This is a genomic window from Neobacillus sp. B24, from assembly GCF_055381825.1.
On sequence record NZ_AP035777.1, the window covers coordinates 3,845,199 to 3,860,540 of the forward strand.

The 15,342-nt window shown below is 41.2% G+C and carries 17 protein-coding genes; all 17 read right to left on the bottom strand.

Annotated features, from left to right (window positions below):
* Positions 1 to 10: 10 nt before the first annotated feature.
* The 17 genes from ACZ43M_RS18975 to der all read right to left on the bottom strand — a co-directional run bounded on the left by ACZ43M_RS18975 (position 11) and on the right by der (position 15,189).
* Positions 11 to 1,117: a prephenate dehydrogenase gene (locus tag ACZ43M_RS18975; protein WP_464504079.1), complete on the bottom strand. Its 1,107-nt coding sequence runs from the start codon at positions 1,115 to 1,117 to the stop codon at positions 11 to 13.
* 12 nt (positions 1,118 to 1,129) lie between these two features.
* Positions 1,130 to 2,218, bottom strand: coding sequence for a histidinol-phosphate transaminase (gene hisC, locus ACZ43M_RS18980; protein WP_464504080.1), 1,089 nt, complete (start codon positions 2,216 to 2,218; stop codon positions 1,130 to 1,132).
* Positions 2,219 to 2,257: 39 nt separating this feature from the next.
* Positions 2,258 to 2,635 carry a chorismate mutase gene (aroH, locus tag ACZ43M_RS18985; protein WP_464508066.1) on the bottom strand — a complete coding sequence of 126 codons (378 nt, stop codon included), beginning with the start codon at positions 2,633 to 2,635 and terminating at the stop codon, positions 2,258 to 2,260.
* Positions 2,636 to 2,650: 15 nt separating this feature from the next.
* Positions 2,651 to 3,721 (bottom strand): 3-dehydroquinate synthase, encoded by a 1,071-nt coding sequence (aroB, locus tag ACZ43M_RS18990; RefSeq protein ID WP_464504081.1) that lies wholly within the window; start codon positions 3,719 to 3,721, stop codon positions 2,651 to 2,653.
* Positions 3,721 to 4,893: a chorismate synthase gene (aroC, locus tag ACZ43M_RS18995; RefSeq protein ID WP_464504082.1), complete on the bottom strand. Its 1,173-nt coding sequence runs from the start codon at positions 4,891 to 4,893 to the stop codon at positions 3,721 to 3,723. Before aroC ends, aroB begins: the two co-directional genes overlap by 1 nt.
* Positions 4,894 to 5,059: 166 nt before the next feature.
* Positions 5,060 to 5,506, bottom strand: coding sequence for a nucleoside-diphosphate kinase (gene ndk, locus ACZ43M_RS19000; protein WP_464504083.1), 447 nt, complete (start codon positions 5,504 to 5,506; stop codon positions 5,060 to 5,062).
* Between the two features lie 93 nt (positions 5,507 to 5,599).
* Complete coding sequence (gene hepT, locus ACZ43M_RS19005; RefSeq protein ID WP_464504084.1) at positions 5,600 to 6,562, bottom strand: heptaprenyl diphosphate synthase component II; 963 nt, start codon at positions 6,560 to 6,562, stop codon at positions 5,600 to 5,602.
* 39 nt (positions 6,563 to 6,601) lie between these two features.
* Positions 6,602 to 7,303, bottom strand: a complete 702-nt coding sequence (locus ACZ43M_RS19010; protein ID WP_464504085.1) for a demethylmenaquinone methyltransferase — start codon at positions 7,301 to 7,303, stop codon at positions 6,602 to 6,604.
* A gap of 3 nt (positions 7,304 to 7,306) precedes the next feature.
* A complete protein-coding gene (locus ACZ43M_RS19015) occupies positions 7,307 to 8,122 on the bottom strand; it encodes a heptaprenyl diphosphate synthase component 1 (RefSeq protein WP_464504086.1) in 816 nt (271 codons plus the stop codon).
* 182 nt (positions 8,123 to 8,304) lie between these two features.
* Entirely contained in the window at positions 8,305 to 8,547 is a 243-nt protein-coding gene (gene mtrB, locus ACZ43M_RS19020) for a trp RNA-binding attenuation protein MtrB (protein ID WP_464504087.1), read from the bottom strand.
* 20 nt (positions 8,548 to 8,567) lie between these two features.
* A complete protein-coding gene (gene folE / locus ACZ43M_RS19025) occupies positions 8,568 to 9,134 on the bottom strand; it encodes a GTP cyclohydrolase I FolE (RefSeq protein ID WP_464504088.1) in 567 nt (188 codons plus the stop codon).
* Between the two features lie 163 nt (positions 9,135 to 9,297).
* Positions 9,298 to 9,570 (bottom strand): non-specific DNA-binding protein Hbs, encoded by a 273-nt coding sequence (hbs, locus tag ACZ43M_RS19030; RefSeq protein WP_066060959.1) that lies wholly within the window; start codon positions 9,568 to 9,570, stop codon positions 9,298 to 9,300.
* 341 nt (positions 9,571 to 9,911) lie between these two features.
* The gene (gene spoIVA, locus ACZ43M_RS19035) at positions 9,912 to 11,390 is read right to left on the bottom strand and encodes a stage IV sporulation protein A (protein ID WP_464504089.1); all 1,479 of its coding nucleotides are present in this window, start codon (positions 11,388 to 11,390) and stop codon (positions 9,912 to 9,914) included.
* Positions 11,391 to 11,661: 271 nt separating this feature from the next.
* Entirely contained in the window at positions 11,662 to 12,372 is a 711-nt protein-coding gene (locus ACZ43M_RS19040; protein ID WP_464504090.1) for a hypothetical protein, read from the bottom strand.
* Positions 12,373 to 12,400: 28 nt separating this feature from the next.
* A complete protein-coding gene (locus ACZ43M_RS19045; RefSeq protein ID WP_464508067.1) occupies positions 12,401 to 12,589 on the bottom strand; it encodes a DUF2768 domain-containing protein in 189 nt (62 codons plus the stop codon).
* 224 nt (positions 12,590 to 12,813) lie between these two features.
* Positions 12,814 to 13,857: an NAD(P)H-dependent glycerol-3-phosphate dehydrogenase gene (locus ACZ43M_RS19050; protein WP_464504091.1), complete on the bottom strand. Its 1,044-nt coding sequence runs from the start codon at positions 13,855 to 13,857 to the stop codon at positions 12,814 to 12,816.
* A 21-nt stretch (positions 13,858 to 13,878) separates the two neighbouring features.
* Positions 13,879 to 15,189 carry a ribosome biogenesis GTPase Der gene (gene der / locus ACZ43M_RS19055; protein WP_464504092.1) on the bottom strand — a complete coding sequence of 437 codons (1,311 nt, stop codon included), beginning with the start codon at positions 15,187 to 15,189 and terminating at the stop codon, positions 13,879 to 13,881.
* Positions 15,190 to 15,342: the final 153 nt, after the last annotated feature.

The following is a 15,342-nucleotide window of genomic DNA, read 5'->3' on the forward strand; positions in this document are numbered from 1 at the left end:
TAATAAATCGTCAGGAACCGTTCGAAGTCGAGTAGTTTGTATAAGTAAGAATACATTTTTCGGCACGCTGCCGGTCCTGTTCGGTTTGGAAACTGATGACTAGGACTCCATTTATGTCCTCACGCGTCTCAAGGATCCGAATGTTTGTGATACTGATGTTTTCCTGGGCCAAATAACCCGTTATTTCAGAAATAATCCCCGGAACATCGGGAATATCAACATACAAATCATAAAATGCCGGAATCGCACCCTTTTCCTTGCTTGGCAATTCATCTCGAAATTGCTTAGCCTGAAGAAAATAATGATAAATGGCCTCAGCGTTGCCACTTTCAAGCATCGCTTTAACTCCTTTCATTTCTTCATTCCATTGGTCCAGCAGGGCAATCAAATTGTCACGATTATGGAGTAAAATATCCTTCCACATATGAGGACTGCTGGAGGCAATTCGGGTAATATCTCTGAATCCCCCAGCAGCTAGGCGGGGAATCAATGATTCCGAGCTCGATAATTTTTCCGTTTGGCTGACAATCGACGCAGCAATGATATGAGGAAAATGGCTGACAATTCCAGTCAAATAATCATGATTTTCCGGAGTTATTGTAAGGAATCTCGCTTTTGTCCCTTTTAACCATTCCTTCAATATCTCTATTTTCACGTCTTCCACCTGTTCCTCAGGAGTTAACAGGTAAAAAGCATTTTCAAACAATATTTCTTTTGCGGCGGAAACTCCTGTCTTATGGGATCCTGCCATCGGATGGCCGCCAATAAACGTAATTCCCTGCTCTTTTAAGCCGTTTGCTGTTTCGACTATTTTCGTTTTCGTGCTGCCTGTATCGCTTATAATGACACCCGGTTTTAGTGACAGTCCGGATAGTGCCGAAATAATCGATTTTGTATCATTTACAGGCGCAGAAACAATAATCAAGTCGGCATCTTTCGCACCCCCTGGAATATTTTCCGCAGCTTCATCAATGACTCTAAGCATTTTTGCAAGTCTCGCTTGTTCTCGGTTTATATCAAAGCCGACAATCACGGACGCAGGATGTTCCTTTTTGATACAAAGGGCCAGTGATCCGCCAATTAAACCCAATCCGATAATAAATACACGGCCTTCCAATGAAAACTCCTCCTAGCTCTGTTGCAAAAACTGCCTCAGTACAGACAGCACACCTTCATTTTCTTCGGTGGAACCTACCGTTATTCTGACTGCCGTAGGAAAACCGAGTGCCTTTCCGGATCGGACGATGAAGCCTCTTTCAAGTAAGTATTGAAACACTTGGTCAGCATCCACTTTAAAATCTATTAATATGAAATTGGTTTGGGAAGGGAAATAGCTTAAGTCATGGGCATCACAAAAATCATAAAATTGTGCCAGACCTTGTCTATTATTATCTCTGCATTGTTCGACAAACTGCTGATCCTCTATTGCTGCAGTGGCTGCAGCTTGAGCCAATACATTCACATTAAACGGTTCTCTTGCAGGCTCAAGTGCCTTGATAATGTCCCGGTTCGCGACACCGTAGCCAACCCTTAATGCAGCAAGTCCATAAATTTTTGAAAAAGTTCTTAACACTATTAAATTTGGATAATTGCGAGTCAATTTAATGGAATCATAGTAATCATTAGCCGTGACATATTCATAATATGCTTCATCTAAAACAACAAGGACATGTTGCGGAACTTGGTCAAGAAATGAAATTAACTTGGTTTCTGGTATATATGTACCTGTCGGGTTGTTAGGGCTGCAGACCCAAATGACATTCGTTTGTTCATCAATAGCCTCAAGCATGCTCGTGAGGTCATGTTCGCCATTCAAGTCAGGAACTTCTTTGATGATAGCCCCCTCAATGACCGCATTATGCTTATACTGCGAAAATGTGTGGCGTGACATAACCGTGCTTGCACCTGGATAAAGCAATGCTCGTGAAATCATCTGGATTAAATTATCCGAACCATTTCCGAAAATCAGTTCATCCTCATCGACCTTTAGAAAGGAGGCCAATTTCTCTCTTAATATGGTAGCGTAGCCATCCGGATAAATGGCTAAGTTTGTATCCTTACCCTGTAGAACTAATTGGGCGTTTTTTGAACAGCCGAATGGATTTTCGTTCGAGGCAAGTTTAACAATTTTTTCAAGATTATATTGTCTTTTTACTGATTCAATTGACTTGCCTGGCTGATACGGAGTCAATTGTAATAATTGTTGTTTCCATCTCATATTTACTCATCCTCTCGGTAGTTGTCTGTTTCGAAAAGATTAATCCTGTTGCTGACTGGGCCCCAAGTCTGGGCGCAGTACAACAGCACCCTTTAAATACACATGATGAATGTCTTGTTGTGAGACGGTGGTATTAACATGCATCATGACTCTAACGCATTTTTTTAGCGACCCTGGGACCGGTATTTCCCGCATGCACATGACAGGAACATACGTCCACCCCGTAAACTTGCGCAATGCCCTCGCAGGGAAGGCAGCATCGATGTCATCAGTCGTAGAGATCAAAACGGATGCGACGGATTCTGGTTGAATATTATTAGATTCAATTACCTTCGCCAACATTTCTTCTGTAGCAGCAATGATTTCTGCTTCACTATTGGCACTAACCGTTGTCGCTCCTCTCACCCCTCTAATCATCATCATTCCCCCTTGTTAATAGCTTTTCAGCTTTTCCATTAAAACAGAATCAGCTATTTCTTGAAGTACTGGCGCCCCTAGCTTTTCAAGCAATACAAAGCGAACACATTCGCCAACTGACTTTTTATCCTGCTTCATCTTTTTCAGTAATTCTTCATGCGAAAGATCTTCTGGTATATCAACGATATATCCCAGACTCGAAATCCAATCAACAAAATCTTCCAATTGGAATGACAGTCCCGCCCTTTCCATACTAAGCTTTAAAGCAAATACCATCCCAATCATGACTGACTCACCATGGGTAAAGTTGCCATACCCCATCTCCGCTTCAATGGCATGTCCTAATGTATGCCCAAAATTGAGGAAAGCACGAACCCCGGATTCCCGTTCATCGCGGCTGACAAATTCATTCTTTATTTGAATTCCTTTAACAAGGCACCGCGATAATTGGTCCAGTGTCAATTTATTTAGATCATTAATATTCGTTTTAAGCCAATGATAAAAATCATGATCAAAAATAAGTGCATGTTTAATAACTTCGGCAAATCCGGAGCGTATCTCCTGAGGTGGAAGTGTTTTCAGAAAATCGAGATCGTAAAATACGGCTTCCGGCTGGTAGAAAGCGCCAATCATATTCTTGCCCAATGGATGATTGATAGCTGTTTTACCGCCAATGGCACTGTCATGAGCAAGAATCGTTGTTGGTATTTGAATAAACGGGATCCCCCTCATATATGTCGCTGCAACAAAGCCTGCTAAATCACCGACCGCCCCGCCGCCAAGCGACAAAATGACGGATTTCCGGTCTAGCCGGCTTTCCAGGGCAGTTGACAAGGCCTCGTAGAAAACCTCAAAGGTTTTAGCCTTTTCACCCCCGGGGGCAGTAAAAACAACCGCCTTTAATGGCGTCAGCGCCCCCGTTACTTTATCTAGATGCAATTTGGCAACATTTTCATCCGTAATAATTAATATTCTCGTCAGTGAAGGAAAATGATTCGTTATAAACGAAGTGATATGATGATGAACCCCTTTGCCAACATAGACTGGATAATGCTTGGATGCTGCCTGTATATGAATTGTTTCCATTAAAAATCCCTCGCAAAGGTGCGTTGGTTATTAATATTTTCGGCAAATGTCTCAAATCGGTCACTGTAGAACTGATCGACCAAAGCATTAGCAAGTTCCCAAGCTACAACTGCTTCGGCAACTACAGCTGCTGCTGGTACCGCGCAGCTATCAGAACGCTCGATGCTAGCGGAAAACGGCTCTTTTGTTTCGATATCGACACTCATTAACGGTTTGTAAAGTGTAGGAATCGGCTTCATTACACCCCTTACGACAATTGGCATACCTGTTGTCATACCGCCCTCAAGACCACCCAGGCGATTCGTTTTCCGGTAATATCCTTGAGCCGGATCCCAAGCAATTTCATCATGGACTTCACTGCCTGGTTTGCGTGCCGCTTCGAAGCCAATACCGATCTCTACTCCTTTAAAAGCGTTAATGCTTACAATGGCCGCAGCCAGCTTAGCATCTAATTTACGATCATAGTGAACATAGCTGCCCACTCCAGCAGGCATCCCTGATGCAACCACTTCGACGACCCCGCCAATCGAATCTCCATTTTGCTTTGCCTCATCAATGGCATTCATCATGGCTTGTTCAACATTTGGGTCAACGGTTCGGACTGGCGAATTTTCGGAACGCTCCTTCAATTCTTCTAAACTTAGTGAGTGATCGACAGTTGCTTTTATGCCAGCAATTTCAACAACATAAGCTGTAAGGTTGACTCCAACTAATGACAAGAGTTTTTTAGCAACTGCTCCGGCTGCCACTCTTACAGTGGTCTCACGAGCTGAAGAACGTTCCAGAACGTTTCTCATATCGCGATGACCATATTTAATCGCTCCGTTTAAATCAGCATGCCCAGGTCGAGGGCGGCTGACTTTACGTTTTACTTCATCTTCTTGGATGTCGTCTAGTGGTTCAGCACCCATAATTTTTGTCCAATGCTTCCAGTCATTATTTTTGACGACTAGAGCAATCGGGGAGCCGAGTGTTGACCCGTGTCGAACACCTGACATGATTTCAACGGTGTCCTTTTCAATTTGCATCCTTCTGCCCCGGCCATAGCCTTTTTGACGTCTGGAAAGTTCGACGTTTATATCTTCAGCCTGAAGAGGCATACCTGCAGGAAAGCCCTCCAAGATGGTAGTCAGCTGCGGTCCGTGGGATTCCCCCGCTGTTAAATATCTCATTCCCTTTCTTTCCCCCTTCAACTCATTAAAGAATTATGTATCAATATAACATATTTCGAGGGTATAAACATAGTGGAAGAATTCAGAAAAGCGAATTTATTTTTGTATACGCATTCAAAAAGGCACTTGTAGATTCCATACAAGTGCCTTTTTGTGTTTTATAAAATTAATAGATCCATTCGTTAACTAACTTTGAGTATTCAACCAATTCTGATTCTTTAAAGAATAAGCCGATTTCACGGGTTGCGCTCGCTGGTGAATCAGATCCATGAATGACGTTCTTGCCAACAGTCAAGCCAAAGTCACCTCGAATGGTTCCTGGCGCCGCATCTTTAGGGTTTGTTGCCCCCATCATTTGGCGTGCTGTAGCGATAACATTATCACCCTGCCAAACCATAGCAAATACAGGACCTGAAGTGATGAAATCCACTAATTCGCCAAAGAATGGACGCTCTTTATGCTCACCGTAATGTTCCTCGGCAAGTTCGTTTGGAATTTGCATCAATTTTGCCCCAACAAGTTGAAAGCCTTTTCTTTCAAAACGTGCGACAATTTCCCCAATCAGACTGCGCTGAACGCCATCTGGTTTAACCATTAAAAATGTTCTTTCCATTTATCCCACTCCTAAACAATTATGTATATGATTGTTATCGAAAAACAATCCACGAAAATAGTAACATTGTTTAGAATATATTACAAGAAAGTGTTAAAATTTGCGCCGTCCGATGTATTTGGCGATATCAAAAAGCGCTTTTCTTGCTCTACCTGCCGGAAGATCTTCCAATATAGCATTTGCTTTAGATAAATAAAGGTCGCTGAGTTCCACGGAACGAGTGATAGCACCTGTGTCCTTAATCAGGGAAATAATCTCTTTAATTTCGGAAGGGGAAGTATGTTGGTTAACCTTTTCGATCAGTTGCCTTGCATCCTCATTTTCCATAGCAAACAATGCCGGGGCTGTAATATTTCCTTGGAGCAGGTCACTTCCAGCTGGTTTTCCAAGTTCCTCCTCTGTAGCAGTAAAGTCAAGTATATCATCTGTTATTTGGAAAGACATCCCAACGTAGTATCCAAAGCGAAAAAGCTTTTTATGGATCGACTCTTCCGCATCTGCTGCAATTGCCCCCAGCTGACAGCTGGCAGCTATCAGTAAGGCTGTTTTCCGCTTTATTCTTCTTAGGTAATCCCTCAAGTTTTGATTAAAACGGTATTTATCTTTGAATTGTTGAATTTCTCCGATCGATACTTCGACAATTGTATCGGCCAATATCTTATGGGCCAACGGATTTTTTATATTGGTCATTAATTCAAGTGCAAGGGCAAAAACATAATCACCCGTGTACATGGCCACTTTGTTATCCCATTTAGATTTAACCGTCGGCTGCCCTCTGCGCAAATCGGCATCATCTATGACATCATCATGAACGAGAGAAGCCATATGAATCAATTCAAGTGCTACGGCAACATTTTTCATCACATTAATATCATACTGACCGAACTTACCGGCAAGCAAAACAAAAACAGGACGAATTCTTTTTCCCCCGGCTTGTAGTGTATGCATGGAAGCCTGCTGCAAATGAAGAGACTCCGGTTGAATGGACTCTTCTAGTTTTTTCTCAATTAAGTTAATATCCGAATTCAAAAATGAATACATCATTTTTAATTTCATTTGTATTCACCCTGCTTTTTATCTTTCAAGAGTTTTAGCTTATTTTTTGCCAATATGAACGGCCGCCGCACCACCGCTATACGGTTTATAAGTGACTGATTTAAATCCTGCCTGCTCAAACATACGAGCCAGTTCTCTCATGCCGGGAAAATCACGTGCCGATTCTTGCAGCCATGAGTATTCTTGATAACTTTTAGCAAACAGCTTCCCAAATACTGGCATAATATACCGAAAATAAAAAAAGAATAACTGTCGGTACCCAATTAAGGTAGGCTGGGATGTTTCAAGACAAACGCCGATTCCTCCCGGTTTTACCACCCGGTGCATTTCCTTTAAGACCTGCAGGTAGTCCGGGACATTTCTTAATCCGAAACCAATCGTGACGTAATCAAAGCTGTTATCGGGAAATGGAAGCTCCATTGCATTGCCGTGAATTAATTTCACCTGATTTAACCCATGGCGTTCTACTTTTTCTTTCCCAACGTTAAGCATATTTTGGCTAAAATCAAGACCCGTCACTTCCCCTGAAGGGCCAACAGCTTCTGCCAGGGCAATAGTCCAATCAGCAGTACCGCAGCAGACATCAAGTGCTTTTGAACCTGGCTGGACATTCATACGTTTCATCGTATCCTTCCGCCATCTTATATGCTGCTGAAAACTAATCACTGAGTTCATTTTGTCATATTCTTCCGAGATTTTTTCAAACACTTTATGAACTCGTTGTTCTTTCGATTGCTGCATTGTTTACCCTTCTTCCACAAATGATTTTGCATATGGCACATATTGCTTTAACAGGCTGACTATTTTGCTTTCAAGTAACGGATTAAGAAATGGAAGCCTGGAGACACTCTTTTCAATTATTTGCTTTGAACGTTCAAGGTGTCGCCCGCAATTCGTTAATAGTTCTTCTTTTTGGTCATTGTTGAGTTCTGTAAATGAAAAGGCAGAGGCAGAGGACGGAAACAAAATTTCTTTCATTGCATCAAATAAAAATGAAGTTCCAGTTTGGATAAATTGTCTCTGTTCTGTTAGCAACCGTTTAAACAAAAGCAAGTTTCCGATAACCTCATTCCAATCCTCGGCATTAAAATACTCGGACAGCTTCGTTAGTAAAGAGCTTTCGATTACCTGCATGCTTTTCATGAGCTCATCAATAGTTTTAGATTCTTTGTAATAAACGGTTATTTTCTGTTCATTCACTTCTTTGACCCCTTGGGAAAGGGTTTTAATCATTAAGATATCTTCGGACTGGGCGAGCAATTTATAATAGAGTCCACTATAATAATCTCCGGCCAGGACAGTCAGCTGCCGGCTTTGCTCATCCCTTGTCGTCGATATATGTTCATGGGTATCAAGGGCAATTTGAACCAGCATGGTTGATAATGCGTAATTTTCCATTTCATCAAATGGCAGCTCCATATAATCTAAAAGCGAAATGAGGATAAGGAGTTTTTCCTCATCGATAACAGGTGTTTCAATATAGTTTAGCAAGTACGTGTTAAAAACACTATTTTCGACTTCCTGTTTAATCTTTGTAAATTTTTGTCGAATTCCCTGCATTCTCATCACCCTTGCTTCCCCGAAGTAAAATGTCTTTATGTATTCTTATTTCCTAATTGATAAGGAAAATTCTTGCCTATTAAAAATAAAACAAGGCAATCACCATTATAGCATAAAAGGAATTATTTGCGCAGGAATTCACAAAATAATAACAACTAACATGAAAACAAACAACCATCTTTTTATTGTTTGTTTTTCATTTCACTATCAATCTCCCCATATTGAGTGAGGATTTTTGCGTTTCCCCTTATTTTAATAGCAGAAGTGTGCTCAGTAAATTGGGCAATCAGCACTTCTCCCTTATCAAGCTTTTCGGAATGGTGGAACCTAGTATCAGAGCCTCTGGTTAGACCAATCACACTCACACCGTCATCTATGGCTTTGATGACTACATAATCATTATTTTGCTGCTGCTTTTTCTCCAACCTTAACACCCCATGCTCAATCAATTTTTAATTAGTGATAGGATCTCGGAACGGGCGATGGCATCCTCGGCAAGTGTTCCCCGGACAGCCGTAGTTACCGTTTTTGATCCTGGTTTTTTCACTCCGCGCATTGTCATGCACATATGCTCTGCTTCAACAACTATCATAACACCATGCGGTTCCAATTTTTCCATAATGCTATCTGCAATTGTGGCGGTAATGCGTTCCTGAAGTTGTGGTCTTTTGGCAACTGCCTCGACAGCACGTGCCAATTTGCTTAACCCGGTCACACGGCCATTTTGGGGGATATAGGCAACATGCGCCTTGCCAAAGAAAGGAACAAGATGGTGTTCACACATGGAATAAAACGGGATATCCTTCACGAGAACTAGTTCTTCGTGGTCCTCACTGAAAATCGTCTCAAAATGCTGTTTTGGATCCTCATTTAAGCCGCTAAACACTTCCTCATACATTTTTGCAAACCGTTTCGGCGTATCAAGCAGTCCTTCCCGGTTGGGATCTTCTCCGATTGCTTCTAATATTAAACGTACCGCTGCTTCAATTTGGGCACGATTTACCTCTGACATGTATAATTCCTCCTAATTTCCAACAAGTATAACTAACAAATACATCTTAGCATAACCTTTTCTGACCAAGCAAAAAAAGAAGAGCCAAAATAGAAAAAAGGCCATGGCTTCTATGCCATGACCTTTTTGCCTAAGCGTTACCTTAAAGCAATAATTTATGTAATTATTTTACTGCGTCTTTAAGCGCTTTACCTGGTTTGAAAGCAGGAACCTTGCTTGCACCAATTTCGATTTCCTCACCAGTTTGCGGGTTGCGGCCTTTACGTGCTGCACGCTCGCGTACTTCAAAGTTACCAAAACCGATAAGTTGTACCTTATCACCATTTTTTAAAGCATCTAAAATCGCATCAAAAACAGCATCTACTGCTTTAGTAGCGTCCTTTTTAGAAAGTTCGCTAGCTTCAGCTACTGCATTAATAAGTTCTGTCTTGTTCATGCCTTTCACCTCCTCCCAAAGAAATGTTCGAGATAATAACAATACTTATCTACATTTCTAAACAATTTTTCTAATTTCTATACGTCAAAGCGCAGTTTTATTGGAAAAGAAAGCCAAAATTACCACTTTAGGCAATATTTCCTATTACTTTGGAAAAACCCTAGTAAATAAAGGGTTTAGCACTCTCACGTAATTCTGTTAAAAGATTATCACAATCAATACAGCATATCAAGAAGATTTAAAGAAATTATGGTAATCTTTTCTTTTCTTCGTCAAAATTCTACCATTTTTGACATTATGACTGTAAAAAGAAAAAAAGACCCCTAATAGGAGTCTCCTACTTACAGGATTATTGCAATCAAACCGCCTGATCCTTCGTTTATGATTCTTTCAAGCGTTTCTTTTAATTTATATCTGGCATTCTCCGGCATTAGCGAGAGTTTGGCCTGGATCCCTTCACGGACAATAGAGCTCAAGGACCGTCCAAATATGTCCGAATTCCAAATTGATAGCGGGTCATCTTCAAAGTCCTGCATCAAATAACGAACCAGCTCTTCACTTTGTTTTTCAGTGCCAATTATCGGCGCAAATTCAGATTCCACATCAACCTTAATCATATGGATAGATGGAGCAACTGCCTTTAATCTCACGCCAAAGCGGGCACCCTGGCGAATGATCTCCGGTTCTTCAAGGCTCATATCCGACAGTGTTGGTGAAGCAATCCCGTAACCGGTCTGTTTCACCATTTTCAGTGCATCAGCAATATGATCGTACTCTGCTTTTGCATGGGCGAAATCCTGCATAAGCTCTAAAAGATGGTCTTTCCCCCTAATTTCTACTCCCACGATTTCTTTTAATATATCATCATATAATTCATCGGGAGCAATTAAGTCGATTTCGGCAACACCTGTACCCATTTCTACCCCAGCGAGCCCTGCTCTTTCAATGAATTCATACTCACTAAATTGCTGCACCACTTGATCAACATCTCTTAATCTCTTGATATCTTTAACTGTTTCCTTTACAGCTTCCTGATAGCTTTCACGCAGCCAATGGTTTTCCCGGAGCACCATAACCCAGCTAGGCAGGTTGACATTAACCTCAAGAACCGGGAATTCATAAAGTGCCTCCCTTAATACATTGAGGACATCGCTCTCGCGCATGCTTTCAACACTCATCGCCAAGACCGGAATGTCATATTTCTCTGCTAGATTGTTTCTTAATGTTTCTGTACTAGGGTGATATGGCTGGGCGCTGTTTACCACCATTATAAATGGCTTCCCTACTTCTTTCAGCTCTTCAATTACCCGTTCCTCGGACTCAATATAATTGCTCCTCGGTATTTCACCGATCGTACCATCTGTCGTTACAACTACCCCAATAGTAGAATGTTCCTGTATGACCTTCCTTGTGCCTATTTCGGCAGCTTCATGGAAAGGAATAGGCTCTTCATACCAAGGTGTATTAATCATTCTTGGACCATTTTCATCCTCATATCCTTTGGCTCCGGGAACGGTATATCCTACACAATCTACAAGCCTGATATTCACATCAAGCCCATCATCCACATGAACAGTTGCGGCCTGATTCGGCACGAATTTCGGTTCAGTGGTCATGATAGTCTTTCCGGCAGCACTTTGCGGCAATTCATCTTGTGCCCGGGATCTTTCGGCATCACTGCCTATATTCGGTAACACGACTAGCTCCATAAATTTTTTAATAAAAGTTGATTTGCCAGTTCTTACTGCCCCAACTACTCCCAAATAAATATCGCCGCCGGTTCTCTCGGCAATATCTTTAAAAATATCTACCTTTTCCAAGTGATCCCCTCCTGATCATAGAGTAAAGTGGGATAATCTCATCCATTTTAGGTATTTTTGGACAATATATGTTTATGATGTTGTCCTATCGTGTTATGACACTTTTTTAAAAATTTTTACCTCCTTAATCAATTATCAAAGGAGACTTTATCTCCTGCGTGTTCAAATTTATGAAAAAAAACCCTTCTCCTACAATATATTTCTTAGGAAAAGGGTTATGACTAAAATTAAAAGCGAAAGCGCCTTGACTAGGCGCTGAAGCTAGATATTTTTATTTTTCCATAAAAACTGGTTCGTTAGTTTCAGAATCAACTGTATATGGCAAGGAGTAAGCGGGAACGAACATGGAATCGTTCACCAAGATCGGCCGAATATCCTCGCCTGGTTTCACATCTGCATCTGTATTTTTTAGAGCTTGAAACAAGTCCGGTCGATAATCAACAAACACATCAGCATTACCGGTTATGACAAACGATAGATTTTGATTGGAATATGGACTTACTGCGTGAGGCGTCTCTTTGTAGCCAAGCTGTTTATAATCAATGGTATAGACATTTTTGGCTACTTCTGTTTTATAAGGCGGATACCCTGTTGATTTGATTCGTAAATTAAGCTCGCGAATGGTTTCAGCAATCCTTAAATCAAATACTTTTACAGTTGGTTTTGTTTCCACATCTACCAATACATATTGAAAAACGCCACCACTCTCAAACGCATTTCCCGGAGGCTCAGCTAAATATTTCGGAGAAATTTTTTTGAAATCTATGAGATATTTTTGATAAATGGGTGTTTCAGCTTCCTTAGTCTTAATTGGAAGAATACCGCCATTGTCCTTTTGGAACTGGTCCACCGCTGCTTGAACAGACTGGATTTGGTCTTTATACGGAATTTTATTCTGAGATAATTCTTCTTTCGGATACATACAGCCGGCAAGCAGCAATGTCGTTATGACCAATAGTAGGCCAAGTACGTTCCGTTTCATTTTATCACCTGGTTTTTTGAATTTTTCATCATGTAAGGAAAACGATTAGTAGTGTAATTCCGGCAGCTATTAAAAATATGTAGGCAACTATTGCTGTTAAAAATTTTATGACTCCTGTTAACTTGTACCTGCTTAGATAAATGGTTGCAATTGCAAGAAACATAAACACTATTCCGGCAATCGAAATCCACATTTTTATCATTCCTGGCGACAACACAATTCCCCCTTTTTCGAGTGTCATTATACCATAACTATTCGTCTCGTAAAAAACAAAAAAACTGAAGTAAAGAGGGGCGAATCCTTTACTTCAGTCATATTTGGACTAAATAACCCAAACTCCTGGCGTCATACTACCAAGTTACTTCGTTGCATTGTATGCATAAGTTCAGGAATGCGTATCATGTGAACGCCCATTTTCTTAGGTTTCAACCTAAATTTCCTTTAAAAATTTCGTTCATCAAGGATATTTACCAATTCTTCCATTTCATGTGTTTTGCCACGGGCCATTAACACATCCACCGCATCTTTGGCATTCTTGCCGTTAAACAAAACATCATAAAGCGCAAAGGTGATTGGCATACTGACTTCATATTTTTTTGCTAATTGAAAAGCAGCCTTTGTAGTCCGTACCCCCTCAACGACCATCCCCATGTTGTCGAGAACCTCAGTAAGCGTTTTTCCTTTTCCCAACAGGTTTCCCGCCCGCCAATTTCTGGAATGGACACTCGTACACGTAACAATTAAATCACCGATTCCGGTCAGGCCGGAAAATGTCAGCGGATTTGCTCCCATTTTTACTCCCAGTCTGGCAATTTCGGCTAACCCCCTAGTAATTAATGCGGCTTTTGCATTATCGCCATAACCCAGACCATCGGTAATACCAGCGGCTAATGCTATTATATTTTTTAGAGCACCGCCAATTTCCACGCCAATGACATCAGAATTAGTGTAAACCCGAAAATTTTGATTGATAAACAGGTCTTGGACCTTCTCTGCTTCTTCCATATGTTCCGATGTCACCGTGACCGTTGTTGGGTGACGCAGGCTGACTTCTTCGGCATGGCTTGGACCGGACAGGACAACAACTGCCTTTAACAGCTGCTCTGGCATTTCTTGTTTTATTATCTCGGTAATTCTTAATAGTGAATCAGGTTCGATTCCTTTGCTGACATGGGTAATTGTGACCGGCTTGGTAATGACGGACCTAATATTCCCCAGTACCTCGCGAATCGCCTTCGTCGGTACAGCTAGAACGATTGATTCAATTTTATCCAATGCCTCTATCAATGATGAATAGCTCACAATTAACTCGGGCAGGACAATTCCTGGCAAATATTTCTCATTTGTGTGCAATTGATTAATTTCGTTTACTTGGGCCTCATTATGGCTCCAGAGACGAACCTCATGACCATTGTCGGCAAGGACCATCGCCAGTGCCGTACCCCAGCTTCCTGCCCCGACAACCGTTATTGCTTCTTTGTTCATGTTATTCACACCGCCTTTAGTTTATTTTCTTGCTCTTGCAAATAATTTAATAGGCGTTCCTTCAAATCCAAATGCATCTCTGATCCTATTTTCAAGAAACCGTTCGTAAGAAAAATGCAGCAATTCCGGCTCATTAACAAAAATGACAAAGGTAGGAGGCTTTACAGCTACTTGAGTAGCATAATAAATTTTCAAACGTTTGCCTTTATCAGTCGGCGTTGGATTCATCGCTACTGCATCCATAATAACGTCATTTAAGATACTCGTCTCAACCCGCATCGCATGATTCTCACTGGCTACATTGATCATGGGCAGCAACGTATGAATTCGTTTCTTCGTTTTGGCCGATAAATAAACAATCGGGGCATAGGAAAGAAATTGAAAATGATCGCGAATATTTTCTTCGAACTCATTCATCGTTTTTTCGTCTTTCTCGATGGCATCCCATTTGTTGACTACAATAACGACAGCTCGTCCCGCCTCATGGGCATAACCAGCGATTTTCTTATCCTGTTCGATGATTCCTTCTTCGGCATTAATAACAACTAAAACAACATCAGAGCGTTCAATCGCCCTCAAAGCCCGAAGAACACTATATTTTTCTGTACTCTCATAAACTTTTCCCTTTTTCCTGATTCCCGCTGTATCAATAATGACATATTTTTGACCATTGTATGTATAAGGGGAATCAATTGCATCACGGGTTGTCCCGGCAATATTGCTGACGATTACCCGATCTTCGCCAAGAATCGCATTTACGAGTGAAGACTTCCCGACATTAGGGCGGCCAATCAGAGAAAATTTGATGACATCATCCTCGTAGTCATCCTGCTTGTTTTTCGGAAAATATTTGGCAGCCTCGTCCAATAAATCCCCTAGTCCCAGCCCATGAGATCCAGAAATCGGGATTGGCTCCCCAAAACCAAGCGAATAGAAATCGTAAATATTCTCACGCATTTCGGGATTGTCAATCTTATTGACTCCAAGAACAATTGGCTTTTTCGATTTATACAAGATTTTTGCCACTTCTTCATCAGCGGCTGTTACACCTTCCCGGCCATTTGTTAAAAAGATAATGACATCAGCCTCGTCAATCGCTACTTCAGCTTGCTGCCTAATTTGCTCCAAAAACGGTTCATCGCCGATATCGATACCACCCGTATCAATAATATTAAATTCATGGGTCAGCCACTCTCCGGAACTATAAATCCTATCGCGGGTTACGCCCGGGATATCCTCGACAATCGAAATACGTTCCCCCACAATTCGGTTGAATATTGTCGATTTTCCAACATTCGGTCTTCCTACAATGGCAATAACAGGTTTTACCATTCAAATCGCCATCCTTTCTCTTCTATATTACACATTAATATATATTTTCCTTCAAAATTACATTCTTATGAAGAAAGAAACCCTTCCATTGACAAGAAGGGCCTAAATACTATCTTAGCAAAAGTTAATCCTTTCCCGCAATGGAAAGGAAGA